The 23,959-nt window shown below is 64.5% G+C and carries 24 protein-coding genes; 17 read left to right on the plus strand and 7 right to left on the minus strand.

Annotated elements, in window-relative coordinates:
• The first annotated feature begins 55 nt into the window (after nucleotides 1–55).
• The 13 genes from AAEO60_RS12600 (at nucleotide 56) to fdhD (ending at nucleotide 11,560) form a co-directional block, all read left to right on the plus strand.
• Nucleotides 56–508, plus strand: coding sequence for a Saro_0803 family transcriptional regulator (locus AAEO60_RS12600; RefSeq protein WP_341674059.1), 453 nt, complete (start codon nucleotides 56–58; stop codon nucleotides 506–508).
• Between the two features lie 30 nt (nucleotides 509–538).
• Entirely contained in the window at nucleotides 539–1,897 is a 1,359-nt protein-coding gene (locus AAEO60_RS12605; RefSeq protein WP_341674060.1) for an MFS transporter, read from the plus strand.
• 13 nt (nucleotides 1,898–1,910) lie between these two features.
• Nucleotides 1,911–3,023 (plus strand): S-(hydroxymethyl)glutathione dehydrogenase/class III alcohol dehydrogenase, encoded by a 1,113-nt coding sequence (locus tag AAEO60_RS12610; RefSeq protein WP_341674061.1) that lies wholly within the window; start codon nucleotides 1,911–1,913, stop codon nucleotides 3,021–3,023.
• Nucleotides 3,024–3,159: 136 nt separating this feature from the next.
• On the plus strand, nucleotides 3,160–3,540 hold the full coding sequence (locus tag AAEO60_RS12615) for a VOC family protein (RefSeq protein ID WP_341674062.1): 381 nt from the start codon (nucleotides 3,160–3,162) through the stop codon (nucleotides 3,538–3,540).
• A gap of 4 nt (nucleotides 3,541–3,544) precedes the next feature.
• On the plus strand, nucleotides 3,545–3,937 hold the full coding sequence (locus AAEO60_RS12620; protein WP_341674063.1) for a VOC family protein: 393 nt from the start codon (nucleotides 3,545–3,547) through the stop codon (nucleotides 3,935–3,937).
• 5 nt (nucleotides 3,938–3,942) lie between these two features.
• Nucleotides 3,943–4,323, plus strand: coding sequence for a VOC family protein (locus tag AAEO60_RS12625; RefSeq protein WP_341674064.1), 381 nt, complete (start codon nucleotides 3,943–3,945; stop codon nucleotides 4,321–4,323).
• A 10-nt stretch (nucleotides 4,324–4,333) separates the two neighbouring features.
• Entirely contained in the window at nucleotides 4,334–5,188 is an 855-nt protein-coding gene (gene fghA / locus AAEO60_RS12630; protein WP_341674065.1) for an S-formylglutathione hydrolase, read from the plus strand.
• Nucleotides 5,185–5,613 carry an NAD(P)H-dependent oxidoreductase subunit E gene (locus AAEO60_RS12635; RefSeq protein ID WP_341674066.1) on the plus strand — a complete coding sequence of 143 codons (429 nt, stop codon included), beginning with the start codon at nucleotides 5,185–5,187 and terminating at the stop codon, nucleotides 5,611–5,613. Before fghA ends, AAEO60_RS12635 begins: the two co-directional genes overlap by 4 nt.
• Nucleotides 5,610–7,130 carry an NADH-ubiquinone oxidoreductase-F iron-sulfur binding region domain-containing protein gene (locus AAEO60_RS12640; RefSeq protein WP_341674067.1) on the plus strand — a complete coding sequence of 507 codons (1,521 nt, stop codon included), beginning with the start codon at nucleotides 5,610–5,612 and terminating at the stop codon, nucleotides 7,128–7,130. The genes AAEO60_RS12635 and AAEO60_RS12640 overlap by 4 nt, the downstream gene beginning before the upstream one ends.
• A 13-nt stretch (nucleotides 7,131–7,143) precedes the next feature.
• Nucleotides 7,144–7,674: a molybdenum cofactor guanylyltransferase gene (mobA, locus tag AAEO60_RS12645; protein WP_341674068.1), complete on the plus strand. Its 531-nt coding sequence runs from the start codon at nucleotides 7,144–7,146 to the stop codon at nucleotides 7,672–7,674.
• On the plus strand, nucleotides 7,664–10,519 hold the full coding sequence (gene fdhF, locus AAEO60_RS12650) for a formate dehydrogenase subunit alpha (RefSeq protein ID WP_341674069.1): 2,856 nt from the start codon (nucleotides 7,664–7,666) through the stop codon (nucleotides 10,517–10,519). Before mobA ends, fdhF begins: the two co-directional genes overlap by 11 nt.
• Nucleotides 10,516–10,800: a formate dehydrogenase subunit delta gene (locus tag AAEO60_RS12655; protein ID WP_341674070.1), complete on the plus strand. Its 285-nt coding sequence runs from the start codon at nucleotides 10,516–10,518 to the stop codon at nucleotides 10,798–10,800. Before fdhF ends, AAEO60_RS12655 begins: the two co-directional genes overlap by 4 nt.
• On the plus strand, nucleotides 10,790–11,560 hold the full coding sequence (gene fdhD, locus AAEO60_RS12660; RefSeq protein WP_341674071.1) for a formate dehydrogenase accessory sulfurtransferase FdhD: 771 nt from the start codon (nucleotides 10,790–10,792) through the stop codon (nucleotides 11,558–11,560). Before AAEO60_RS12655 ends, fdhD begins: the two co-directional genes overlap by 11 nt.
• A 131-nt stretch (nucleotides 11,561–11,691) precedes the next feature.
• Here fdhD and AAEO60_RS12665 read toward each other — a convergent pair whose 3' ends face one another.
• The 3 genes from AAEO60_RS12665 to metX all read right to left on the minus strand — a co-directional run bounded on the left by AAEO60_RS12665 (nucleotide 11,692) and on the right by metX (nucleotide 15,778).
• Nucleotides 11,692–13,905 carry a sensor domain-containing phosphodiesterase gene (locus AAEO60_RS12665; protein WP_341674072.1) on the minus strand — a complete coding sequence of 738 codons (2,214 nt, stop codon included), beginning with the start codon at nucleotides 13,903–13,905 and terminating at the stop codon, nucleotides 11,692–11,694.
• A 185-nt stretch (nucleotides 13,906–14,090) separates the two neighbouring features.
• Entirely contained in the window at nucleotides 14,091–14,678 is a 588-nt protein-coding gene (gene metW / locus AAEO60_RS12670; RefSeq protein WP_341674073.1) for a methionine biosynthesis protein MetW, read from the minus strand.
• Complete coding sequence (gene metX / locus AAEO60_RS12675) at nucleotides 14,675–15,778, minus strand: homoserine O-acetyltransferase MetX (RefSeq protein ID WP_341674074.1); 1,104 nt, start codon at nucleotides 15,776–15,778, stop codon at nucleotides 14,675–14,677. Before metX ends, metW begins: the two co-directional genes overlap by 4 nt.
• Nucleotides 15,779–15,885: 107 nt before the next feature.
• On the opposite strand from metX, the gene hisC reads away from it, so the two are divergent.
• The 3 genes from hisC to AAEO60_RS12690 are packed head-to-tail and all read left to right on the plus strand — an operon-like array spanning nucleotide 15,886 to nucleotide 18,673.
• Complete coding sequence (gene hisC / locus AAEO60_RS12680; RefSeq protein ID WP_341674689.1) at nucleotides 15,886–16,983, plus strand: histidinol-phosphate transaminase; 1,098 nt, start codon at nucleotides 15,886–15,888, stop codon at nucleotides 16,981–16,983.
• Nucleotides 16,973–17,902, plus strand: a complete 930-nt coding sequence (locus AAEO60_RS12685) for a prephenate/arogenate dehydrogenase family protein (protein WP_341674075.1) — start codon at nucleotides 16,973–16,975, stop codon at nucleotides 17,900–17,902. The genes hisC and AAEO60_RS12685 overlap by 11 nt, the downstream gene beginning before the upstream one ends.
• A gap of 3 nt (nucleotides 17,903–17,905) precedes the next feature.
• A complete protein-coding gene (locus tag AAEO60_RS12690; protein WP_341674076.1) occupies nucleotides 17,906–18,673 on the plus strand; it encodes an enoyl-CoA hydratase in 768 nt (255 codons plus the stop codon).
• A 6-nt stretch (nucleotides 18,674–18,679) separates the two neighbouring features.
• Here AAEO60_RS12690 and AAEO60_RS12695 read toward each other — a convergent pair whose 3' ends face one another.
• From AAEO60_RS12695 to trxB, 3 genes are all read right to left on the minus strand, one after another.
• Nucleotides 18,680–19,135, minus strand: coding sequence for a DUF3237 domain-containing protein (locus AAEO60_RS12695; RefSeq protein ID WP_341674077.1), 456 nt, complete (start codon nucleotides 19,133–19,135; stop codon nucleotides 18,680–18,682).
• The gene (locus AAEO60_RS12700; RefSeq protein WP_341674078.1) at nucleotides 19,132–20,424 is read right to left on the minus strand and encodes a flavin-dependent oxidoreductase; all 1,293 of its coding nucleotides are present in this window, start codon (nucleotides 20,422–20,424) and stop codon (nucleotides 19,132–19,134) included. Before AAEO60_RS12700 ends, AAEO60_RS12695 begins: the two co-directional genes overlap by 4 nt.
• A 190-nt stretch (nucleotides 20,425–20,614) precedes the next feature.
• Nucleotides 20,615–21,580: a thioredoxin-disulfide reductase gene (gene trxB, locus AAEO60_RS12705; protein WP_341674079.1), complete on the minus strand. Its 966-nt coding sequence runs from the start codon at nucleotides 21,578–21,580 to the stop codon at nucleotides 20,615–20,617.
• A 146-nt stretch (nucleotides 21,581–21,726) separates the two neighbouring features.
• Here trxB and AAEO60_RS12710 point away from each other — a divergent pair, with 146 nt between their 5' ends.
• Entirely contained in the window at nucleotides 21,727–22,797 is a 1,071-nt protein-coding gene (locus AAEO60_RS12710; protein WP_341674080.1) for an SDR family oxidoreductase, read from the plus strand.
• Here AAEO60_RS12710 and AAEO60_RS12715 read toward each other — a convergent pair whose 3' ends face one another.
• Entirely contained in the window at nucleotides 22,798–23,949 is a 1,152-nt protein-coding gene (locus AAEO60_RS12715; RefSeq protein WP_341674081.1) for a hypothetical protein, read from the minus strand.
• Nucleotides 23,950–23,959: the final 10 nt, after the last annotated feature.

Consider the following 23,959-nt stretch of genomic DNA (forward strand, 5'->3'; position numbering starts at 1 on the left):
CTCTACTAACAATCTCGGCAAGGCAGAGGAAAATAGAACATTGGCGAATGCCGCATTGATTCAGGACAAGGGTTCTTCAACGGAGGCGCCGGAATTCGGCGAGCTCGACGGGATCGTCGGGTTCCACCTGCGCCTGGCCCACGGCGCAGTCTACCGCCATTTTACCGAGACCTTTGCCGAACTGGACCTGACGCAGAAGCAGGTCAGCGTGCTCTGGCTGGTGGGCGACGTCCCCGGGCTGGCGCAAATCGAAGTGGGCACCCGGCTGCGCATGGACCGGGCCACTACCATGACCATTGTCAACCGCCTGCAGTCGCGCGGATACCTCCGCCGCGAGCGCTCCGACAGCGATGGCCGCAAGCAGGCGCTGCACCTCACCGAGGCAGGCGAGGCGGCGCTGGTACAGGCCAAGACCTGCATTGCCGAACACGAGAAGTGGTTGAAAAGCCGGTTCACACCCGAAGAATCGGAAAAACTGGTGGAAATGCTCGCGCGAATCCACGAATAGGGGCCTTCCAGGGAAGAGGACAAAGTCAATATGGCCGCACCAGTAGGCGGGGGCACCAACCCCATCAATGTCATCAACGAAACGCCCATGGGGGTCCGCCAATGGATGGTGGTTGTCCTCATGGTGCTGCTCAACGCACTTGACGGTTTCGATGTCCTCTCCAGCGCCTTTGCCGCGCCGGGTATCACTGCTGACTGGGGCATTCCCCGCAGTGAGCTGGGCATCGTGCTTTCGGCAGAGCTGGTGGGCATGGGCTTCGGCTCGGTGCTGCTCGGCGGGGCCGCCGACAAGTTCGGCCGCAAGAACACCATGCTCGCCTGCCTCGTCCTGATGGCAGCCGGCATGTGGTTGGCAGGCCACGCCAATGGCGTGGGTGACATGTTCGTCTATCGCTTCATCACCGGCATCGGCATCGGCGGCATGCTCGCCGCTACCAACGCCGTGACGGCAGAATGCACCAACAGCAAGTGGCGCAAGGCAGCCATCGCGGTTTACGTGGCAGGCTACCCGCTTGGCGCGATCATTGGCGGCGTTGCCGCTTCTGAATGGCTGCTGGAAGCCTATGGCTGGCGCGGTGTGTTCGACTTTGGCGCGATCGTCACCGCCGCCCTGATCCCGGTGGTGTTCCTGGTCGTGCCGGAAACGGCACCCTACCATGCCAGCAAGGGCAACCTCGCGGGCGTGAACAAGACGCTCGCCGCTTTTGGCAAGCCCGCCATCGAATCGCTTCCGCCGGTTGCGGACGCTGCATCCAAGCCCAAGGTGACGGACATCCTGTCGAACCGCCAGCTGCGTCCGGTTACGCTGCTGTTGGCCTTCGGCTACGCCTTCCACACGATCACCTTCTACTACATCCTGAAGTTCGCCGTGCAGATCGTGGCTGACTACCCGCCGGGCTATGCCCCGTCGGACGCCGCGACCGTGCTGACCTGGGCCAATGTCGGCGGTTTCGCCGGCTCTGCGCTGTTCGGCTTCGTCATGGCACGACTTGGCATCAGGTGGCCGACCGCGCTGATGCTGCTGATCGGCTCGGCTGCCGTGGTCAGCTTCGGCACCGGCAGGGAAACGCTGGACGGCTGGCAATGGGCGACGATCCTGACCGGCTTCTTCACCAATGCCGCAATCAGTGGCTACTACGCCGCCTTCGCCCGAGGCTTCCCGGCCTATGCCCGTGCCACCGGCACCGGCTTCGTGCTGGGCATCGGCCGCCTTGGCGCGGCGGGGAGTCCGCTGATAGCCGGTGCGCTGTTCGCATGGCTGGGCAACGACGAACTGCTGGTGGTGTCCGCCATTATGGCCATGGGTTCGGTAATCTCGCTGCTGCTGTTCCTGATGCTTCCGGAACGCGAAGGCGACGACCTGATCTTTAAGACCGACAAAGAGAATTGAGGAGTAATCCAGAATGAAAACCCGCGCCGCCGTAGCCTTCGAAGCCAAGCAACCGCTCGAGATTGTCGAGCTGGACCTCGAGGGCCCGAAGGCTGGCGAGGTGCTGGTGGAGATCATGGCCACGGGCATCTGCCACACCGACGCCTATACCCTCGACGGACTCGACAGCGAGGGGATCTTCCCTTCGGTGCTGGGCCACGAGGGTGCAGGCGTGGTGCGCGAAGTCGGCGCGGGCGTCACCAGCGTGAAGCCGGGTGACCACGTTATCCCGCTCTACACGCCCGAATGCGGCAAGTGCAAAACCTGCCTCTCGGGCAAGTCCAACCTGTGCACCGCGATCCGCGCCACGCAGGGCAAGGGCCTGATGCCGGACGGCACCAGCCGCTTCTCCTACAAGGGCCAGACGATCTACCACTACATGGGCTGTTCGACCTTCTCGAACTTCACCGTGCTGCCCGAGATCGCCGTGGCCAAGATCCGCGAAGACGCGCCGTTCAAGACCAGCTGCTACATCGGCTGCGGCGTCACCACCGGCGTGGGCGCCGTGACCAAGACCGCACAGGTCCAGCCGGGCGACAACGTGGTGGTGTTCGGTCTCGGCGGCATCGGCCTCAACGTGATCCAGGGCGCCAAGATGGCTGGTGCCAATGTCATCCTCGGCATCGACATCAATCCCGAGCGCGAGGAATGGGGCAAGCAGTTCGGCATGACCCACTTCCTCAACACCAAGGGGATGAGCCGCGAAGACACCATCGCCAAGATCGTCGAGATCACCGACGGCGGGGCCGACTTCAGCTTCGATGCCACGGGCAATACCGAAGTCATGCGCACTGCGCTGGAATGCTGCCACCGTGGCTGGGGCACCTCGATCATCATCGGCGTGGCCGAGGCAGGCAAGGAAATCTCCACCCGCCCGTTCCAGCTGGTGACCGGCCGCAACTGGCGCGGCACGGCTTTCGGCGGCGCCAAGGGCCGCACCGACGTGCCGGTGATCGTCGACATGTACATGGACGGCAAGATCAAGATCGACCCGATGATCACCCACACGCTGACGCTGGAAGAGATCAACAAGGGCTTCGACCTCATGCATGCGGGCGAAAGCATCCGCTCCGTGGTGGTCTACTGACATCGAATTGACCGGGCGGGGGCACTTTTCTGCCCTCCCCGGCCAATCAGTCTTTCACAAGACCGAAAATTTCGGCTATGTGATGAAATGAATCGCGGCGGGCGAGCGATCCCGCGCGCGTGGAGGAGAGAAAACCATGCTGAACCACGTCTTCCTCGGCACCAACGATGTCGAGAAGTCCCGCCAGTTCTACAACGCAACCATGGGTGCCATCGGCGTGTCGGCTGCCGGCGAATATCCGCACCTGACGGTCTATGCCAACGAAGGCGGAGCCGTTGCCGTGGGCAAGCCCGCCAATGGCGAGGATGCCACCGTTTCCAACGGTGCGACGCTGGGCCTCAAGGCTGCGAACTATGACGAAGTGAACGCCTGGCATGCTGCCGGTCTCGCCAATGGCGGCAGCGACGAAGGCGCCCCCGGCATTCGCGAGAACTCGCCCGGCCGGATGTACGGCGCTTACCTGCGCGATCCGGACGGCAACAAGATCTGCGTCTTCTGCCCCAACGCCGAAGGCTGATCCGTTGGCCGGGATATTCACACACGTAAGGGTGGGAAGCAGCGATCCGGCTGCTTCCATCGCGTTCTATGACGCGACCTTTGCGGCGCTGGGCATCCCGGGCCAGCATCACGAAGGCATCCACGCCATGTACGGCGATCACGGAACCGGCATGTTCATGGTCGGCCCGCCCGCCGACGGCGAGAGTGCAACCTGCGCCAATGGCGGCACCATTGGCCTCGCCGCACCCAATGCGGAAGCCGTGCACGCATGGCACGCAGCGGGCATGGCCAACGGCGGCACAGATGAAGGCGCACCCGGTCCGCGGGATTACGGCGAGAAGCCGATGGTAGGTGCCTACCTGCGCGATCCCGTGGGTAACAAGCTCTGCGCATTCTGGGTCGATCTGGGAGAGTAAGCGATATGTATAGCCACATGATGGTCGGGTCGAACGACCTCGAGAAAGCCAAGACCTTCTATGATGCCGTGTTCACCGCCATCGGCGGCAAGCCGGGTATCACCGATCCCAAGGGTCGGCTGGTCTACCTGCACAACGGTGGCATCTTCCTCGTCACCAAACCCATCGACGGCGAACCGGCCTGCGTGTCGAACGGCAGCACCATCGGCTTCGCCATGGACAGCCCCGAACAGGCCGATGCCTGGCACGCCGCGGGTGCAGCTGCTGGCGGCACCGAGATCGAAGACCCGCCGGGCATGCGCGACATGAACGGGACCAAGCTCTATCTCGCTTACCTGCGCGATCCGGATGGCCACAAGCTGTGCGCCCTCTACCGGCCCGACTGAAGGAAGCACGATGACCCTCGAAACCGTCAGCGAAACACGATGCTTTACCGGCACACAGGGCGTCTATCGTCACGATAGCAGCTCCACCGGCACGCCGATGACCTTTGCCGTCTACGTGCCGGATCATGCCGAGGGCGAGAAGCTGCCGGTGCTGTGGTGGCTGTCGGGCCTGACCTGCACCCACGAGAACGCCATGACCAAGTGCGCCTATCACAAGGCGTGCGCGGACCTGGGCGTGATCCTGGTCGGCCCCGACACCAGCCCACGCGGCCCGGACCTGAACGGTGACGACGTGCCCGACGACGAGGCTTACGATTTCGGCCAAGGCGCGGGCTTCTATGTCAACGCCACGCAGGATCCGTGGGCCAAGCACTTCCACATGCGCGACTATGTCGAGCAGGAACTGCCCGCGATCGTGGCAGAGCACTTCCCCGTCGACATGGACCGGCAGGGCATTTCCGGCCACTCGATGGGCGGCCACGGCGCGCTGACCGTATCGTTGCGCAATCCCGGCCGCTTCCGCTCGACCAGCGCCTTTGCGCCGATCGTGTCACCGCTCAACTGCCCCTGGGGCGAGAAGGCGCTGACCGGCTATCTCGGCGCGGACAAGGCGGCATGGCGCGAATACGACGCCTGCGCCCTGATCGAAGACGGCGCCCGCCTGTCCGACCTGCTGGTAGACCAGGGCGCGGCTGACAATTTCCTCGAAGAACAGCTGAAGACGCACCTGCTTGAGAAGGCAGTGGCAGAGGCTGGAATGAACGCCACCATCCGCATGCAGGACGGTTACGACCATTCCTATTTCTTCGTTTCCACTTTCATTGCGGACCATATCGCGTGGCACGCAGAGAGGCTGAAAGCATGAGCGACAAGAGCGAAACCATCGGCGATATCATCGCCCGCCACCATGGCCAGGAAGGCCCCCTGCTACCGATCCTGAACGACGTGCAGGCCGAGTTCGGCTGCGTCGATTCGGAGAGCGAAGCCATGATCGCGCACGGGCTGAACATCAGCCGCGCCGACGTGCACGGCGTCGTCAGCTTCTACCATGACTACAAGAGCGAAGCCGATCCGCGCCCCGTGGTGCAGGTCTGCCGCGCCGAGGCCTGCAAGGCGCGCGGTGTCGAACGGATTATCGATGCCGCCACCAAGGCTGCCGGGGAGCGGGTCAAGATCGAGACAGTCTATTGCCTCGGGCTGTGCAGCGCGGGCCCGTCTGCGCGCACGGGTGACGACCTGCATATTCGGCTCGATGCTGACGGAATTACGAAACTGGTTGAAAACGCATGACTATTGTCAAGATTTCCGATGATGCACTGGCACGCGCGGCGGGAGCCGACAAGCTGGCTGCCGCCTTCGAGAAGAAGGGCTGCGAAGTGCATCGCGTCTCGAGCTGGGGCATGCACTGGCTCGAACCGCTGGTGGAAGTGGACGGCAAGGGTTTCGGCCCCGCCACGCTCGCCGATGTCGACGCCATCCTCGATGGCTCCAGCGACAAGGGCATCGGCGAGATTGCCGCACACCCCTTCATTGCCGGCCAGATGCGCTTCACTTTCGCTCGCGCGGGCAAGACCCGCCCGCTGAGCCTCGAAGACTACGAAGCTACCGGCGGCTGGGCCGGTCTCAAGCGCGCTCGTGCAATCGGTGCCGGAGCCATTGTTGAGGAAGTGAAGACCTCCGGCCTGCGCGGCCGCGGCGGTGCTGGCTTCCCAACCGGCATCAAGTGGGACACCGTCCGCAAGGCCGAAGCTGATCAGAAATATATCGTCTGCAACGCCGACGAAGGCGACAGCGGAACCTTTGCTGACCGCGCCGTGATGGAAGGCGATCCCTTCGCCCTGATCGAAGGTATGGCCATCGCGGGCGAGGCGGTCGGCGCGACGCGCGGCTATGTCTACCTGCGCAGCGAATATCCCGACGCGATCCGCAAGATGAACGCCGCTGTCGAGCTTTGCGCGGACATCATCGCGCCCTTCGTCATGGAAATCCGAGTGGGTGCGGGCGCCTATGTCTGCGGCGAGGAAACCTCGCTGCTCAACAGCCTCGAAGGCAAGCGCGGCGAAGTACGCGCCAAGCCGCCGCTGCCCGCGCTCGAAGGCTTCCTTGGCAAGCCCACCGTGGTCAACAACGTGCTGAGCCTCGCCGCTGTCCCGCACATCCTCACCGAAGGCGGGGCCGAGGCCTACAAGGATATCGGTTTCGGCCGTTCGCGCGGCACCATGCCGATCCAGCTGGCCGGCAACATCAAGCATGGCGGGCTCTACGAGGTCGGCTTCGGCGTGACATTGGGCGAGCTGGTCAACGACATCGGCGGCGGCACGGCTTCCGGCCGTCCGGTCAAGGCCGTGCAGGTCGGCGGACCGCTGGGCGCCTATATCCACCCTGACCAGTTCGACATCGTCTTCGACTACGAAACCTTCACCGCGGCTGATGCCCTGATCGGCCACGCCGGCGTCACCGTGTTCGACGACACGGCGGACATGCTGGGCATGGCCCGCTTCGCGATGGAATTCTGCGCCGAGGAGAGCTGCGGCAAGTGCACCCCCTGCCGCATCGGTGCGGTGCGCGGGGTCGAGATCATCGACCGCATTGCTGCCGGTGGCCGCGAGCGCGACGTGATCGAGCTGGCCCCGCAGATGCACAACACGGTCAAGGATCGTGGCCGCACCGTGGCCGACGAAGTCGAGCTGCTGACCGACCTGTGCGAGACGATGAAGTTCGGCTCGCTCTGCGCGCTGGGCGGCTTCACGCCTTACCCGGTGATGAGCGCGCTCAAGCACTGGCCCGAGGAGTTCGGCCAGAAATGATGAGGGTCTTGAAGTGATTTTGGGGGCAGTCCTCGCAGGCGGCAAGTCCTCGCGGTTCGGCAGCGACAAGGCGCTCGCCGAATTGCAGGGGCATACGCTGATCGCGCGCGCGGTGGACGCCCTCTCCGGCCTGGCCGACCATGTCATCGTCGTCGGGCGCGAACATGCCCCGGCGCCGACCATTCCCGACTGGCCCCACGCTGACATGGGGCCGCTGGGCGGCATCGCTGCCGCCCTGCGCTACGCCGAGGACGAGGATTACGACTCGGTGCTGACCTGCGGGGTCGACTCGGTCGCCCTGCCCGACAGCCTGCTTGATGACTTGTCGCCGCCTTCGGCTTACCTTGAATCGCAGCCCGTCATAGGGCATTGGAAAAGCAACAGCGCCGCAATCGTTTCAGGCCTCCTCCAGAGTGAAGGACGCCACTCGATGCTGGCTTTCGCAAAGGCCGCCAATGCGCGCGGCGTGAAAGCCTCTTACGCGCCAGCAAATATCAATACGCCCGCAGACCTTGCGGCGATGGAGCAAGACCATGGGATATGAAGCACCCAAGGATTTCGGCACCCCGGAATCGCAGTCGACCGAAAAGGTCACCCTGACGATCGACGGTCGCGCAGTGACCGTGCCCGCGGGTACCAGCGTCATGCGCGCTGCCAGCGAGAGCGGCGGCCATATTCCCAAGCTCTGCGCCACGGATAACGTCAAGGCCTTCGGCTCCTGCCGCCTGTGCCTGGTCGAGATCGAAGGTGCGCGCGGCACACCCGCCAGCTGCACCACGCCGGTCGCCGATGGCATGGTGGTGAAGACCCAGACCCCGCGCCTCGAGAAGCTGCGCCGCGGAGTGATGGAACTCTACATCTCCGATCACCCGCTCGACTGCCTCACCTGTAGCGCCAACAACGACTGCGAACTGCAGGACGAGGCCGCCGCTGTCGGCCTGCGCGACGTGCGCTACGGCTACGAAGGTGCGAACCACCTCGACACGGTCGACGACACCTCCAACCCCTATTTCGCCTTCCAGCCCGACAAGTGCATTGTCTGCAGCCGCTGCGTGCGCGCCTGCGGCGAGGTGCAGGGCACTTTCGCGCTGACCGTCGACGGACGCGGCTTTGCCAGCGTCATCTCCGCCGGGCAGGACGAGGACAACTTCCTCTCCAGCGAATGCGTCAGCTGCGGTGCCTGCGTGCAGGCCTGCCCCACCAGCGCGCTGATGGAAAAGAGCGTCACCGAAATCGGCAAGCCCGAACGTTCGGTGGTCACCACCTGCGCCTATTGCGGCGTCGGCTGTACCTTCCGCGCCGAAATGCGCGGCGAACAGCTGGTGCGCATGGTCCCCTACAAGGACGGCAAGGCCAACCGCGGCCATAGCTGCGTGAAGGGCCGCTTCGCCTACGGCTATGCCAACCACCAGGACCGCATCACCTCACCGATGATCCGCGATTCCATCCAGGACCCGTGGCGCGAAGTGAGCTGGGAAGAGGCGCTGGCCTTCACCTCGGGCAAGCTCAAGTCGATCAAGGCAGAACACGGCGCCACCGCGCTGGGCGGCATCACGTCCAGCCGCTGCACCAACGAGGAAACCTTCCTCGTGCAGAAGCTCATCCGTGCCGTCTTCGGCTCCAACAACACCGATACCTGCGCCCGCGTGTGCCACTCGCCCACCGGCTATGGCCTGAAAACGACCTTCGGCACCTCGGCCGGTACGCAGGACTTCGATAGCGTCCAGCACACCGACGTCGCGCTGGTGATCGGCGCCAATCCGACCGACGGCCACCCCGTCTTTGCCAGCCGCCTCAAGAAGCGCCTGCGCGAAGGGGCCAAGCTGATCGTGATCGACCCGCGCCGCATCGATCTCGTGCGCACCCCGCACGTCGAAGCCGCGCACCACCTGCCACTGCAGCCCGGCACCAATGTCGCCGTGCTCACCGCCATGGCCCACGTGATCGTGACCGAAGGGCTGGTCGACGAGAAGTTCGTCCAGGAACGCTGCGACACCGATGCCTTTGCCGAATGGGCCGCCTTCGTCTCCGAAGAACGCCACTCGCCTGAAGTGCTGGAAGCTGTCACCCGCGTGCCCGCGGAAGACCTGCGCGGGGCCGCACGCCTCTATGCCACCGGCGGCAACGGCGCGATCTACTACGGCCTCGGCGTGACCGAGCACTCGCAGGGTAGCTCGACCGTCATGGCCATCGCCAACCTTGCCATGTGCACCGGCAACATCGGCCGCAAGGGCGTGGGCGTGAACCCGCTCCGCGGGCAGAACAACGTGCAGGGCGCCTGCGACATGGGCTCCTTCCCCCACGAACTGCCGGGCTACCGCCACCTGTCGGACGGTGCCACGCGCGAACTGTTCGAAAAGGACTGGGGCGTGTCGCTCGACCCGAACCCGGGCCTGCGCATCAACAACATGCTCGATGCCGCCGTGGATGGCAGCTTCAAGGCCATCTACATCCAGGGCGAGGACATCCTGCAGTCCGATCCCAATACCCAGCACGTGGCCGACGGCCTGTCTGCGATGGAATGCGTGATCGTCCACGATCTCTTCCTCAACGAGACCGCCAACTACGCCCACGTCTTCCTGCCGGGCTCCACCTTCCTCGAGAAGAACGGCACCTTCACCAATGCCGAACGCCGTATCCAGCCGGTGCGCAAGGTGATGGAACCGGCCAATGGCGGCTACGAGGACTGGCAGGTTACCCAGCTGCTCGCCAACTCGCTGGGCGCGGACTGGAACTACGGCCACCCGAAGGAAATCCTCGCCGAGATCGCCCGCCTGACGCCCAGCTTTGCCGGTGTGTCGTGGGAAATGCTGGAAGAGCGCGGCTCGATCCAGTGGCCGGTCAACGAGAAGCACCCGGACGGCTCGCCCGTCATGCACATCGAAGGCTTCGTGCGCGGCAAGGGCCTGTTCGTGGTCACCGACTACGTGCCGACCGACGAGAAGACCGGTCCGCGCTTCCCGCTGCTGCTCACCACGGGCCGCATCCTGTCGCAGTACAATGTCGGCGCGCAGACGCGGCGCACGGCCAACACCGTGTGGCACCCGGAAGACCTCCTGGAAATGCACCCGGTCGATGCCGAGAACCGCGGCCTCAAGGACGGCGACTGGACCAAGCTGTCCAGCCGCACCGGCGAGACGACGCTACGGGTGAAGGTCACCGACCGCGTGGCTCCGGGCGTGGTCTACACCACCTTCCACCACCCGGCGACGCAGGCCAACGTGGTCACCACCGACTTCTCCGACTGGGCCACCAACTGCCCCGAATACAAGGTGACGGCGGTGCAGGTGACGGCCTCCAACGGCCCGACCGATTGGCAGGAAAGCTATGAAAGCTGGTCCGAGAAATCGCGCCGGATCCAGGACAGCGAAATGGAGCCCGCAGAATGAGCAAGAGCCAGCTCGAAACGGTCACCCGCTTCGCCAACCAGATCGCCAAGAACTTCATGGCGCTGGGTCACGACAAGGCGGTTCTGGCGACGGCCGACCACATCGAAAGCTTCTGGGACCCGCGGATGAAGGCCTGCATCTTCGATGGCGACCGCAGCGGGCTGGACGACGTCGCGGCGAAGGCCATCGCGCACCTCTACGAAAAGGGCCACCCCGGCTCGCAGACGCGCGCGACGGAATTCTCCAATACCCACGGCCTCGTCAGCTCGGATGCCGGATAACCCAATAGAAGTCCGCAAGGACGGCAGCTCTGCCCCGGCAGAGCGCTCATGGGTGCCCGAAGTCCCTGTCGCGCTGGAGTTCAACGGCCTCAGCTATGCGGTGATGATGGCAACGCCGTCGGACCTCGATGATTTCGCGCGCGGCTTTGCCCTGACTGAGGGGCTCGCCAAAACTCCCGCCGACATCGCCGACATCGCCGTGGTCGAAGTCGAGAAGGGCTGGATTGTCCGCGCACAGTTGTCGGGCCTCGGTATCGAGAAGCTGACCGAACGCGTGCGCACCCGCGTTGCCGAATCGAGCTGCGGCCTGTGCGGGATCGAGAACCTCGAAGCCGTCAGCACGCCGCTGCCGCCCGTTGCCGCACATGCAGCGCTGGACCCGCAGGCGATCTTCGCCGCGCTCGGCAAGTTGCGCGATCACCAGCCGCTGACCAAGCAGACCGGCGCCGCCCACGCCGCCGCCTTCTGTACGCCCGACGGCATGATCCTCCACGCCCGCGAGGACGTGGGCCGCCACAACGCCATGGACAAGCTGGTCGGCGCCCTCGCCACCGCCGGGCAGGACGCGGCGGACGGCTTCATCCTCTCCAGCGCGCGCTGTTCCTACGAGATCGTCGAGAAGGCCGTGCGCGCTGGCGCAACGCGGCTGGTCACGATCTCGCTACCCACCTCGATGGCCGTCGACCGCGCCAAGGCGGCAGGCCTCAGCCTGTGGTGCCTCGCGCGCGATGACAGCGTGATCTGTGTGAATGGCGCTTAGCGGCTGGGAGGCAGCCCTCAAGAAGATCAACCAAGCCCCTTCGTTGGGGTTTGGAGATTGCCTGGCCGGTCAGGAAACGATCCCGACTTGCGAAACCTCCGTTCGTTCAACCTAGCCCTCGCATGGTATTCTCAGGCTGCTCGCGCTTTTCCGTGCCTCTTGGAACAGTTGTGCTGCGAACGGAGTATAATCTGGCCGACGTCGAGCGCGGGGCTGAACAAGAACCCTTGAGCGACCGAGCAACCCATCTGCAAGAGCAGGCTGCGCTGCGCTTGGGTTTCCACTCCCTCGGCAATGACCTTTTTGCCCAGGCTCCTCGCCATTCCGATGATTGCCTGCACGAGGATTCTGGAATCTTGCTCTGAAACCATGCCTTGAACGAAACTCTGGTCAATCTTCACCTTGTCGATCGGAAAATCGCGCAGGTGGCTCAATGATGAGAACCCTGTGCCGAAATCGTCCAGCGCAACCTTGATTCCCGCCGAACTCAGTTCCCGGAGAACCTTCCTGACGGCGGAGGGATCATTGACCAGGAGCATGGTCTCGGTCACCTCGAGCACAATCCGTCCAAGGTCGACGCCGTGGCTCCTGAACGAAGCCAGAAACCTCTCGACAAAGTGGGGATCCAGCAAATCGCTTTCGGTGGCATTGAGGCTGACAAAGCGAAGGTCGGGAAAATGCTCGAATAAGGTTGTGACCTCGGCGGCGACGAACTCTGTCATCTTGCGGCTTACCTGCCGCGAGATCGCCGGATCCAGCAGCGCGGGTAACACTTCGGTAGCCGCAAGGCGTTGATTGGTGCGCGAGTGCAGGCGCAGGAGCGCTTCGAAGCCCAGATACTCACCCGTTTCCAAGTCGACGATAGGCTGATAGCCGGCAAAGAGTCGGTCGTTTCGGATCGCGGCTTTGACTTCGCTTATTGCGAATTGGCGATGCCGATTTTCTGCTTCAAATTCAGAACTGTAAACGGTTACGCCGCCGGGATTGCTTTTCTTGCCGTGGTAAAGGGCAGTATCCGCACGGCGGATCAGTTCCCGTGCCCCGACTTCCCTCCTGGACCTGGCAATGCCGCATGACGCACCCAGGGAAACCGATCTGCCACCGATATCAGTGTCAGTGCCGATTGTCTCGATCATCGCGTGAGCGTAATCGATTGCCCCCTGAACACTCGTTCCCTCCGGCAGCACGGCCACGAACTCGTCGCCCCCCCAACGTGCCAGCATCACGCCTTCCAGAGCCACTGACCGCATCCGTATTGTAGCTTCCTCGAGAACGATATCCCCCGCGATATGACCGAAAGTGTCGTTGATGTCCTTGAACCCATCGAGGTCCAAGATGATCAATATGACTTCCTGGCCCTTCTGGTTATGCTTCCGCAAACGGCTTTGCAGCATCCGATCGAAGGCATGTCGATTGGGCAGTCCGGTCAGACTATCGTGATTGGCGGCATGTTCCAGCGCAGATCGGGCTTCGTATTGGGAGGATATGTCACGAATGACTCCGACGAGCCGAGCGGGCCGTTCACCGTCGTTTTCCAGGTATTCACCGCTGCTGTGGACCGGCTTTGCTTCTCCGTTCGGAAGGCTCAGGACCGCTTCGAACTCGAAAGAGCCGCGCTCCTTGATGGCGCTCTGGACGAACGCCGCCACTGTCAGTTGATCGGACTCGTCATAAAATGACACAGCCTCTTCAAGAGTAATGTCCCTGCCTGGCTCCAAACCATGGATGCGATAGACGCCTTCGGACCAGAAGAGCTTGCCACTATCGATCTCGACCTCCCACGAACCGATCCTGGCGATCCGCTCCGCTTGCCTGAACACGCGGTTTGCTGAGCGAAGATTATCATTCTTGACCTGGAGCTCTTCAGCCATGCGCCGAGACTGCAGCGAAGTTTCGTGCAAACGGATCATGTCGTTCACGCCGCTTGCGTAGCGCCCAAGTACTTCCAACGTCTCGGGGGGGAATTTGCACGGAGCTTTGTCAATAAGGCACAGGGCCCCGATGACCTTACCCGCGGAATTCGTGATGGGAGATCCGGCATATGAGCGGATATGCGGTGCACCGAGCACAAGCGGATTCTTTGCAAAGCGCTCGTCCTGTCGCGCGTCATTCACGAGCATGCCTTCTTCGCTCTCAACCACGAAGCGGCAGAATGAGAACTCTCGGGGCGTGCCCTTGAGCTCAGTTCCATGCGTAGCGATGAAGGTTTGGGTCACTTCGTCAACGAGCGAAACGAGCGCGATCTCGCTGCCAAATTCATCGGCACAGTGCTTAATCATACGATCAAGCGAAGCCTGAACTCTCGTTTCTTCGAAATCCCTGTTTAAGTTGAACGACCTACGCATTCTAAATCCCTCTGGCGACCTGCCATCTGGTCACGTTGATAGCCTCGTAGGGAGACCCTGCGCTTAACCGGTTAAAAAATTGAGATTGTAGAGGCTCGCGAATGCGAGATCGTTCACAAGAGCCTCAAGAGTAGCTTGAAGTGACCATCTTGCCGAACGTCTGCAATCGGGCCACGAGCAGTCACTCACCTGCTCAGCCGGAACACCGCATGCTCCGCGCGCCAGTTGGCGTTGCTGCCACCAATCTCCCGACCCGCAGCAAAGAACCAGCAGCCCTTCACCTCCACCCCGCGCGCGTCGAGGAATTCGCGGAAGTCGGCGACGGTCAGGTGGTGGATGTTGTCGGTCTCGTACCAGCTGACGGGCAGGTGCCGCGTTACCGGCATCCTGCCATTGGTCAGCAGCGACAGGCGCATGCGCCAGTAGGCGAAATTGGGGAAGCTGACGAAAGCCTCGCGCCCCACGCGCAGCAGCTGGTCGAGCAGCCAGTCCGGCCGCGCCGCCGTCTGCAAGGTCTGGCTGAGGATGGCGACGTCGAAGGCACCGTCGGGATAGTCGGCCAGGTCGCGGTTGGCATCGCCCTGCACCACGCTCAGGCCCCGGGCGACGGCCTTGGCCACTTCCTCGGCGTCGATCTCCATCCCGCGCGCGTCGCAACCCTTCTGCGCCTGCAGTTCGGCCATCAGCGCGCCGTCACCGCAGCCCACGTCAAGCACCCGCGCGCCTTGCGGCACGAGGCTGGCGATCTTGGCAAGGTCAGGGCGCAGGCTCATGCGATGAACCCCGTGACCACCTGGTCCAGCGCGGGCACGTCGAGCAGGAAGCTGTCGTGACCGTAAGGCGCCGACAATTCGACAAAACTCACTGGTGCTGCGACGGCATTGAGCGCGTGGACGACCTCGCGCATGTCGGCCGTGGTGTAGAGCCAGTCGGTGTCGAAGCTGACGAGGCAGAAGCGCGTCTCCTTTGCCCCGACGAAGGCATCGGCCAGCAGGCCGCCCGCCTCTTCCGCGAGGTCAAAGTAGTCCATCGCCCGGGTGATATAGAGATAGCTGTTGGCGTCGAACCGGTCGGTGAAGGACAGGCCCTGGTGGCGCAGGTAGCTTTCCACCTGGAAGTCCGCATCGAAGCCGAAGCTCTTGGCGTCGCGGTCCTGCAGGCGGCGGCCGAATTTCTCGGTCAGCCCTTCCTCCGACAGGTAGGTGATGTGCGCCGCCATGCGCGCCACGGCGAGGCCCTTGTCCGGGCTCTGGCCATCATAGTAGTCGCCGCCGCGCCAGTTGGGATCGGCCATGATCGCCTGCCGCGCCATCTCGTGGAAGGCGATGTTCTGCGCCGAATGCCGCGCCGTGGTGGCAATCGCCAGCACACGGCTCGCCCGGTCGGGGAAATTGGCTGCGCAGGAGAGTGCCTGCATCCCGCCCATCGACCCGCCGACAACGGCGTGCAGCGTCTCGATCCCCAGCGCATCGAGCAGCATCATCTGCGCGCGCACCATGTCGCGGATGGTGATGACGGGAAAATTCATGGCGTAGGGCTTGCCGTCCGCGCCGAGGCTGGCCGGGCCGGTCGAACCCATGCACGAGCCGACCACATTGGCGCAGATCACGTGGTAGCGGGTCGTATCGATCGGCTTGCCGGGGCCGACCATGCGCTCCCACCAGCCGGGCTTGCCCGTTACGGGATGCTGACCGACCACGAACTGGTCGCCCGTCAGCGCGTGGAAAATGAGGATCGCGTTGGACTTGTCCGCCGCCAGCTCGCCCGCCGTTTCATAGGCCACCTGCACGCCCGCCAGCTCGCGTCCGCTGTCGAGCGGAAGCGGCGCATCGAGCGTCACGCTGCGGAAGGAGGTGGTGGAAGTCGTCGCCATGATCAGTGCGCCACCGATTGGGGGAGGCGAAGCAGGCTGTCAATCGCCGTAAATGGCCGCTATGCGCCCTTTCCGTGACCGAAGACAATCGCCAGACTCACCAGACCATGTCTCGCCCGACGATGAAGCCCTATGTGGCGGCAATCCATGCCTATGTGCCCGGCAAGAGCGCCGGTGCTGACGGCAAGCCGCTGGTGAAGCTGTCCGCCAACGAGAACCCGCTGGGCACTTCGCCGGCTGCACTGTCGGCCCTGGCGAGCATTGGCAAGCCGGCCGGATACCCCGATCCGGACTCAAAGGAGCTGCGCGCGGCCATCGGCGAACTGCACGGCATCGACCCCGCCCGGATCGTCTGCGGCACGGGGTCCGACGAACTGCTCAACCTGGCGGTGCAGGCCTTTGCCGGACCGGGCGACGAGGTACTGTTCAGCCGTAACAGCTTCGCCGTCTATCCCATTGCCACGCGCCGCTGCGGCGCAACGCCGGTGGAAGTGGATGACCGCGATTTCCGCGCCGACGTGGACGCCATGCTGGCTGCCGTCACGCCGAACACCCGCGTGGTCTTCGTGGCCAACCCCAACAACCCCACCGGCACCTACCTGCCGCGGGAAGACGTGGCCAAGCTGCACGCCGGGCTGCCGGAGGATGTCCTGTTCGTGCTCGACCAGGCCTATGCCGAATATGTCGCTCCCGAAGACGAGGACGGCGGCTTCGCGCTGGCAGCGGCACACGAGAACGTGCTGGTCACCCGCACCTTCTCCAAGATCTACGGACTTGCCGCCGAACGCGTGGGCTGGGCCACCGGCGCGCCGCACCTGATCGACGCGCTCAACCGCATTCGCGGGCCGTTCAACGTCACCGCCAGCGCCCAGCGCGCTGCCGTGGCCGCGCTGGGCGACCAGGACTTCGTCGAGGCAAGCCGCGTCCACAACGCCGAGGTGCGCGAACGCTTTACCCGGCGAATGCAGATGCTGGGCAATCGCGGGGTTGCGGTCGTGCCGAGCGAGGCGAATTTCGTGCTCGTCCAATTCGGTGGCGAGGTGACGGCAAAGGCTGCGCAGGATGCTATCGCGGGCGCCGGCTATGCCGTGCGGCACCTGCCCGAACTTGATTCCTGCCTGCGCATCACCGTGGGAACGCGCGCGCAGATGGACGAGATTGCCGACCTGCTGGCAGGGCTGGCGGGCGGTTCGAATGAGCTTTGAGAAAGTCGCCATCATCGGCCTCGGCCTGCTCGGCGGGTCGATTGGCCTCGCCGCGCAAGAGCACCTGCCCGGCATAGCCACAAGCGGCTTCGATGCCGACCCCAAGGTGCGCGAGCGGGCACGCGAGCGCGGCCTGTGCGCAACGATTGCCGACGATCCCGCCGAAGCCGTGCAGGGCGCTGACCTCGTCATCCTGTGTGTCCCGGTGGGCGCCATGGGGTCCGCCGCCGAAGCTATTGCCCCCGGCCTCCGCCCCGATGCCGTTATCAGCGACGTCGGCTCGTCCAAGCAGTCGATTGCCGCAGCACTCTCCGCCGCCCTGCCCGATCACGTCGTCATCCCCGCGCACCCTGTCGCGGGCACCGAGCAGAGCGGTCCCGACGCGGGCTTTGCCAGCCTGTTCCACCATCGCTGGTGCATCATCACCCCGCCCGAACATGCACCGCAGGGCAAGGTCGACGATCTCGCGGAGTTCTGGAAGGCGCTCGGCTCGACGGTCGAGATCATGGATGCGCAGCACCACGACATGGTGCTGGCGGTGACCAGCCACATCCCCCACCTCATCGCCTATACCATCGTCGGCACGGCCAGCGACCTGGAGGAAGTGACGCGCGGCGAGGTGATCAAGTATTCGGCCGGTGGCTTCCGTGACTTTACCCGCATTGCCGCCAGCGACCCGACCATGTGGCGCGACGTCTTCCTCAACAACAAGGAGGCCGTGCTGGAGATGATGGACCGTTTCCTGACCGATCTCGGCATGATGCGCGAAGCCATCCGGGCGGGCGACGGCGAGATGATGTTCGACCAGTTCAGCAAGACCCGGGCGATCCGCCGCCGGATCATCGAACAGGGTCAGGACGATGCGCGGCCGGACTTCGGCCGCCACGAGCACGATCCGGGCGACAACGAGCAGGAGTAGGTCATGAGCGAGCACGTCATAACCGAACAGGCAGGCGGCGTGCTGACGCTGACGCTCAACAGGCCCGACAAGAAGAACGCGCTGACCGATGCCATGTACGGCGCGCTGTCCGATGCCATGGAAGCGGCGCGGGACGATGCGGCAGTGCGCGTGGTGGTGATCCGCGGCAATGGCGACATGTTCTGTGCGGGCAACGACCTCGGCGATTTCCTTGCCGCGGCGAGCGGCGGCAACGTGGCCGAGGCCAATGTCTTCCGATTCATCCGCCTGCTCGGCCGCTTCCCCAAGCCGCTGGTGGCGGGCGTACAGGGCCGCGCGGTAGGCATCGGCACTACCCTGCTGCTGCACTGCGACCAGGTGGTGCTGGCAGAGGATGCCCTGCTCACCACGCCCTTCGTCGGGCTAGGGCTGGTCCCCGAAGCCGCCTCAAGCGTGCTCTTGCCGCAGCTGGTCGGTCACCGGCAGGCCTTCTCGATGCTGGCGCTGGGGCAGGCCATGGATGCGAAAGCGGCGCTGGCGGCAGGCATGACCAATATGGTCGTGCCGAACGCCGCGCTCGACGAGGCCGTGGCCAAGCTGGCAGCAGGAATTGCCGCCATGCCGCCGGGCGCGGTGCAGGCGACCAAGGCGCTGATGCGCGATTTCGACGCCATCGACGCGGTGATCGTGCGCGAGGCGCAGGTCTTTGCCGAACGCCTGCAAAGTGCCGAAGCGCGCGAGGCCTTCACAGCATTCATGGAAAAGCGCGCGCCCGATTTCTCGAAGTTCTAGCGCCGCTCAGGCTACGCGGTAGACCGCCAGCCTTACCGTGGAGCCGACCTTGCCGCCACGCGCGAGGAACAGCGACTTGCCGACCCAGGCATAGTCCGGGTGTCCGCTGTCGAGGCGGATTGCCGTGCGCATGTAGTACTCGGAAGGTGGCACTTCCTCCCCGGCAGCGATGCGCGCATGGATCTCGGGCGAAGCGTGGCGAATGCCGCGGCTGACCACTTCGATCATGGCCCCGTCATCGGTTTCGATTCCGTACCGCGCGTCCAGTTCGGCCACGCCATTGTGCGTGACGGTCTGCCAGTCCGCGCCGACGTCGAGTATCCGGCCATTGATCAGCGGCCCGCTGACCGCGCCGCCCACGATCGGGATGATCCGCCGCACACCGGTGTCGCAGCTGCCCAGTTCGTGCGGCGGGGACAGTTCGACGGTGAAGTCGCAGGCATGTTCGAGCGCGATCGTCACGCGGTAACCTGCTCCACCCGCGCGCCTGCGGGAATGGTGCGCGGCGCGGCGTTCAGCGTTTCGCGGGCGAAGCCGGCGGCACGCTGGTAAGCGAGCATGAATTCCGCGCGCTCGGCAGCGGGGATGACATCATCGATGTTGTCGAAGGTGCCGCCGCAGCGATCCTCCACCATGTTCAGCAGGCCGAACGGACCTGCTCCGCGATTGCGCAGGGCAAGGCCGCCCACCGGGCCGCACAGCTTCTCGTCATAGGCGCGCAGCATGGCAGGATTGACGCCATGTTCGAGCATCAGCTGTCCGATCACCCGGGCATCGACGATCGCCTGCGATGCGCCGTTGGAGCCCGTGGGATACATCGGATGCGCGGCATCGCCCAGCAGGGCCACCGGCCCGTCGACCCAGGTGGGCAGCGGGTCGCGGTCGATCATCGGGTTCTCGTAGACCACGTCCGACTGCTGCAGGAGCGTTGGCAGGTCGAACCAGTCGTAGACGAAGCTGGAAAAATCATGCGCGAAATCGGCGAGGTGGACTTCGCGGAACCAGCCCGACTTGGTCCAGTCGTGGGTGTCGTCGAAAGTCTTCTCGGCGATCCAGTTGATATCTGCCATCCCGTCCTCGTCAGGGTGCGAGATCGGATAGAACACCACCCGGTGGCGGCTGGTGCCGAGCCCGACGAACGAGGAGCCCGAACGGATCGGCACGCTGCGCGCGGTGCCGCGCCACATGATCGTGCCGCCCCAGTGGATCTCCGGCTGGTCCGGGTGCATCTGCGCGCGCACTTCGGAATGGATGCCCTCGGCCCCGAACAGCAGCGAGCCGGCGAATTCCGCGGTCGAGCCGTCAGCCTTGTGCGCCAGGGCGGTGACCGAACCATCCGCCTCCTTGCGGTAGCCGCTGACCTTGTGCCCCAACTTGACGGCATCCGCGCCGAGCCGCTCGATCACCTTGCGATAGAGCATCAGGTGGAACTTGCCGCGATGGACGGCATACTGGTGCCAGTTGTAACCCGCCAGCTTGCCGCGCGCTTCAGAATAGATGTCGCGCCCGTTGAGGCCCACCAGCGCCCACTCGCGCGCCGGGATGCCAACTTCGTCCATCTCGGCAGAGCCGATACCGAGGTCTTCCAGTTCGCGCACGGCGTTGGGCTGGATGTTGATGCCAACGCCCAAGGGGCGCAGTTCGCGCACGCTTTCGAGCACTACGCATGGCACGCCGATCTCGTGCAGGGTCAGCGCAAGGGTAAGCCCGGCAATACCCGCCCCTGCTATCAACACGCGATCTTCAACCATCTACGAACCACTCCTGCTGCGACCGGGCGGCAGGAATCGGCCTGCCGCCAACAGCGCGGGTGCGTATCGCCGCCGCAAAGGCTGCACAACGGCTTTTAAAATTACCTTTGAAACCGCTTTGGGCGGGCGCCAGCCGAGGGGCCGCCAGCCCTCGCCAAGGGCACTTCGCAGCCGAAGTCGATGCTGGTGGCTACTCCGCGGCCTCCAGCGCCGCGTGCTCCTTCGCCGCCAGGAACCGCTCGGCGTCGAGGGCAGCCATGCAGCCGGTGCCCGCGGCCGTCACGGCCTGGCGGTAGGTGTGGTCCATCACGTCGCCGCAAGCGAAGACGCCGGGGACCTCGGTCTTGGGCGTGCCCGGCTCGACCACCAGGTAGCCGCCAGCGTCCATCGGCAGCTTGCCCTTGAACAGCTCGGTCGCCGGGGCATGGCCGATGGCGACGAAAGCCCCGTCGCATTCCAATGTGGACTTCTCGCCCGTCACCGTATCGACCAGTTCGAGGTGGTGCAGCTTGCCGTCCTCGCCCGCCACGAACCGCTCGACGGTCTTGTTCCACAGCGTCGAGATCTTGGGATTGGCGAACAGGCGGTCCTGCAGGATCTTCTCGCTGCGCAGTTCGTCACGGCGGTGGATCAGGGTCACGTCGTCGGAGTGGTTGGTGAGGTAGAGCGCCTCTTCCACGGCGGTGTTGCCGCCGCCGATCACGGCCACCTTCTTGCCGCGGTAGAAGAACCCGTCGCAGGTGGCACAGGCCGAAACGCCCTTGCCGCCCAGTTCCTGCTCGCCCGGAACGCCCAGCCACTTGGCCTGGGCACCGGTGGAGATCACCAGGACGTCGCCCACGTATTCGTCACCGCTGTCGCCAACGGCGCGGAAAGGGGAGCCGTTCGCGATGTCAACGTCGACAATCGTGTCCCACATCATCCGCGTGCCGACGGCTTCGGCCTGCTTGGTCATCTGCTCCATCAGCCAGGGGCCCTGGATGACATCGGCAAAGCCGGGATAGTTCTCGACATCGGTGGTGATGGTCAGCTGGCCGCCCGGCTGCAGGCCCTGCACCACGATCGGCTGCATCCCTGCGCGTGCGCCATAGATGGCGGCAGACAGCCCGGCGGGGCCGGAACCGATGATGAGCATGCGGGTGGTGTGGGTGGTCATGACGGCGCGAATCCTTCTGTGCGGCCACTGGAGTTAGGGAGCCGCCCGATTCGGTTCAAGCGAGCGCAGGCTCCACTCAACAGCCAATCGCAGCAATCGGGAACTGGCCGATTGAACCGGCGCAAGTCGCGCTCTACGGAGCAGCCATGTCCATCACACCGCAAAACTGGTTCGCGCTGGAAAGCCAGCAGGAATTGAAAGCCCGGATCGAAGGCCAGCAGCGCCACTGGCTGGTCACCGGCGCCGCGGGCTTCATCGGATCGAATATCGTCGAGGCCCTGCTGCTGCTGGGCCAGCGGGTGACCGGGCTCGACAACTTCGCCACGGGCCACCGGCACAACCTGGTGCACGTGGCTTCGAAAGTGGGCGCGGCGTGGGAGAACTTCCGCCTGATCGAAGGCGATATCCGTGACCGCGAAACCTGTGCGCAGGCGATGGACGGGATCGACATGGTGCTCCACCAGGCCGCGCTGGGATCGGTCCCGCGCTCGCTCGACGATCCGGAGACCACCCACGACGTGAACGTCTCCGGCTTCCTCAACATGCTCAATGCCGCGCGGCTGAACGGCTGCGAGGCCTTCGTCTACGCGGCATCCAGCTCGACCTATGGCGACGAGCCGAACCTGCCCAAGATCGAGGAACGCATCGGCAACCCGCTGTCACCCTATGCGGCAACCAAGTATTTCGACGAGATCTACGCGCAGATCTTCGAGCGGTCCTACGATTTCGGCTCCACCGGGCTGCGTTATTTCAACGTCTTCGGCCCGCGGCAGGACCCCGAAGGCGCCTATGCCGCGGTAATCCCCAAGTGGACCGACCGGATGATCCGCGGCGAGGACGTGACGATCAACGGCGATGGGGAGACCAGCCGCGACTTCTGCTTCGTGGACAATGCCGTGCAGGCCAACCTGCGCGCGGCGATTTTCCAGGAACAGGGCAAGGCGGAAGTCTACAATGTCGCCGTGGGTGATCGCACGTCGCTGAACCAACTGTTCGGCGCCATCCGCGATGCCCTGCGCGAGTACCAGATCCATTACGACAAGGACCCGGTCTACGCCGATTTCCGCAAGGGCGACGTACGCCATTCGCTGGCCAGCATCGACAAGGCCAGCGGCGCTATCGGCTACAGCCCCACGCACCGGATCGGTGAAGGGCTGGCAGCGGCGATGCACTGGTATGTCGAAGAGCGCGAGGCCCTGCTCAAGTCGGCAAGCTGATCAGCTCCCGAAACGGATTTCGGTGATCTCGCCGGACAGGCCTGTGCGCCCCGTCCATGCCCGCCCGGCCAGCGCGATCTCGATCCACTGGCAATCGGTCTGCGGCAGCTGCGCCGCGGTAACAGACGGCATGAACTCGGCTTCCACGAGCACTTGGTTCGTCTCGGCGCAGGTCAGCCGCACACTCATGTCGGATAGCTGGGCGATCGGCTCCATCGTGTGTTCGATCCACAGGTGGGTGGCGCCTTCGGGCCAGGAGACCAGCCGCGTGGCAAAGTCACCGCCCCGGCCACTATCGATGCGTACGGCGACATCGGAACCGTCGAGGCTCGGCCGCGCATGGAAATCGCGCTCGTCCGCCAATTGCCATTCGAACGGCGGGAAGGCGTTGGCCCAGTCCAGTTGGTCAGGGTTGCCGCCCGTCGCGTTGCCAGAGCCGCCGAGCAAGGCGTAGAGCGCAGTCGCTTCGTCCCATTGATCGGCGTTTACGAGGCTGCGCAAGAGCTGCCTGTCCGCCGCAGGCTCGATCGTAACCTGGTCGCCCAGCCGAACCCGCAACCTGCCCAGCGCGCCGACCGAAGCGGGGCCGCCGCCGCGATAAGAGAAGAGCGACCCTGCCCATTCGGGATCGGCCCGCAGGATCTGCTCGAAAGCGGGAATCGTACTTTCGTCCTGCAGATATTCGGCCATTGCCGGGATCAGCTGGCTGCGGACATTCGTATAGAGCACCATGAGCCGGTCGAGCGCCGCCAGCGCAGCTTCGTCATCGCCCGCCTCTGCAGCCGACTGCATCAGGCCGAAGTTGAGCAAGCGCCCGCGCAGGGACAGGTCGTCAATGACATCGAGCGTTGCCGCCCGCTGGTCGGCATCCTCCTGCGCCAGCGCAAGGATGGCCGCCGCCTCGGTCGCCAACCCGTCGCGCGCAAAGGCCTGCATCGCCTGGTCCTGGGCCCTGGTGACGTCGAGCGTCCCGTCGGCCGCGCCGGACCCGATTTCCTGCATGGCAAGCTGCAGGTGCGCATCCGCCGAATAGACGGACAGCGGTGCGGCTGCTTCCGGGCTCTTGCGGGAAAGCGCATTGGACAAGGCATTGCCAAGGGCAAACATGCCGATGGCGACCGTGAGAACGATGGCGATGGCCTTGCGCAACACGATACTGCCT

It is taken from the genome of Aurantiacibacter gilvus (assembly GCF_038289935.1).
GTDB classification, from domain to species: Bacteria; Pseudomonadota; Alphaproteobacteria; order Sphingomonadales; family Sphingomonadaceae; genus Alteraurantiacibacter; species Alteraurantiacibacter gilvus.

Excerpts from the sequence above, each read along its gene's own strand:
- AAEO60_RS12605 (WP_341674060.1), top strand. The coding sequence starts at position 539 with ATGGCCGCACCAGTAGGCGGGGGCACCAACCCCATCAATGTCATCAAC.
- AAEO60_RS12610 (WP_341674061.1), top strand. The coding sequence starts at position 1,911 with ATGAAAACCCGCGCCGCCGTAGCCTTCGAAGCCAAGCAACCGCTCGAG.
- AAEO60_RS12615 (WP_341674062.1), top strand. The coding sequence starts at position 3,160 with ATGCTGAACCACGTCTTCCTCGGCACCAACGATGTCGAGAAGTCCCGC.
- AAEO60_RS12625 (WP_341674064.1), top strand. The coding sequence starts at position 3,943 with ATGTATAGCCACATGATGGTCGGGTCGAACGACCTCGAGAAAGCCAAG.
- fghA (WP_341674065.1), top strand. The coding sequence starts at position 4,334 with ATGACCCTCGAAACCGTCAGCGAAACACGATGCTTTACCGGCACACAG.
- AAEO60_RS12635 (WP_341674066.1), top strand. The coding sequence starts at position 5,185 with ATGAGCGACAAGAGCGAAACCATCGGCGATATCATCGCCCGCCACCAT.
- AAEO60_RS12640 (WP_341674067.1), top strand. The coding sequence starts at position 5,610 with ATGACTATTGTCAAGATTTCCGATGATGCACTGGCACGCGCGGCGGGA.
- fdhF (WP_341674069.1), top strand. The coding sequence starts at position 7,664 with ATGGGATATGAAGCACCCAAGGATTTCGGCACCCCGGAATCGCAGTCG.
- AAEO60_RS12655 (WP_341674070.1), top strand. The coding sequence starts at position 10,516 with ATGAGCAAGAGCCAGCTCGAAACGGTCACCCGCTTCGCCAACCAGATC.
- fdhD (WP_341674071.1), top strand. The coding sequence starts at position 10,790 with ATGCCGGATAACCCAATAGAAGTCCGCAAGGACGGCAGCTCTGCCCCG.
- AAEO60_RS12665 (WP_341674072.1), bottom strand. The coding sequence starts at position 13,905 with ATGCGTAGGTCGTTCAACTTAAACAGGGATTTCGAAGAAACGAGAGTT.
- metW (WP_341674073.1), bottom strand. The coding sequence starts at position 14,678 with ATGAGCCTGCGCCCTGACCTTGCCAAGATCGCCAGCCTCGTGCCGCAA.
- metX (WP_341674074.1), bottom strand. The coding sequence starts at position 15,778 with ATGGCGACGACTTCCACCACCTCCTTCCGCAGCGTGACGCTCGATGCG.
- hisC (WP_341674689.1), top strand. The coding sequence starts at position 15,886 with ATGTCTCGCCCGACGATGAAGCCCTATGTGGCGGCAATCCATGCCTAT.
- AAEO60_RS12685 (WP_341674075.1), top strand. The coding sequence starts at position 16,973 with ATGAGCTTTGAGAAAGTCGCCATCATCGGCCTCGGCCTGCTCGGCGGG.
- AAEO60_RS12690 (WP_341674076.1), top strand. The coding sequence starts at position 17,906 with ATGAGCGAGCACGTCATAACCGAACAGGCAGGCGGCGTGCTGACGCTG.
- AAEO60_RS12700 (WP_341674078.1), bottom strand. The coding sequence starts at position 20,424 with ATGGTTGAAGATCGCGTGTTGATAGCAGGGGCGGGTATTGCCGGGCTT.
- trxB (WP_341674079.1), bottom strand. The coding sequence starts at position 21,580 with ATGACCACCCACACCACCCGCATGCTCATCATCGGTTCCGGCCCCGCC.
- AAEO60_RS12710 (WP_341674080.1), top strand. The coding sequence starts at position 21,727 with ATGTCCATCACACCGCAAAACTGGTTCGCGCTGGAAAGCCAGCAGGAA.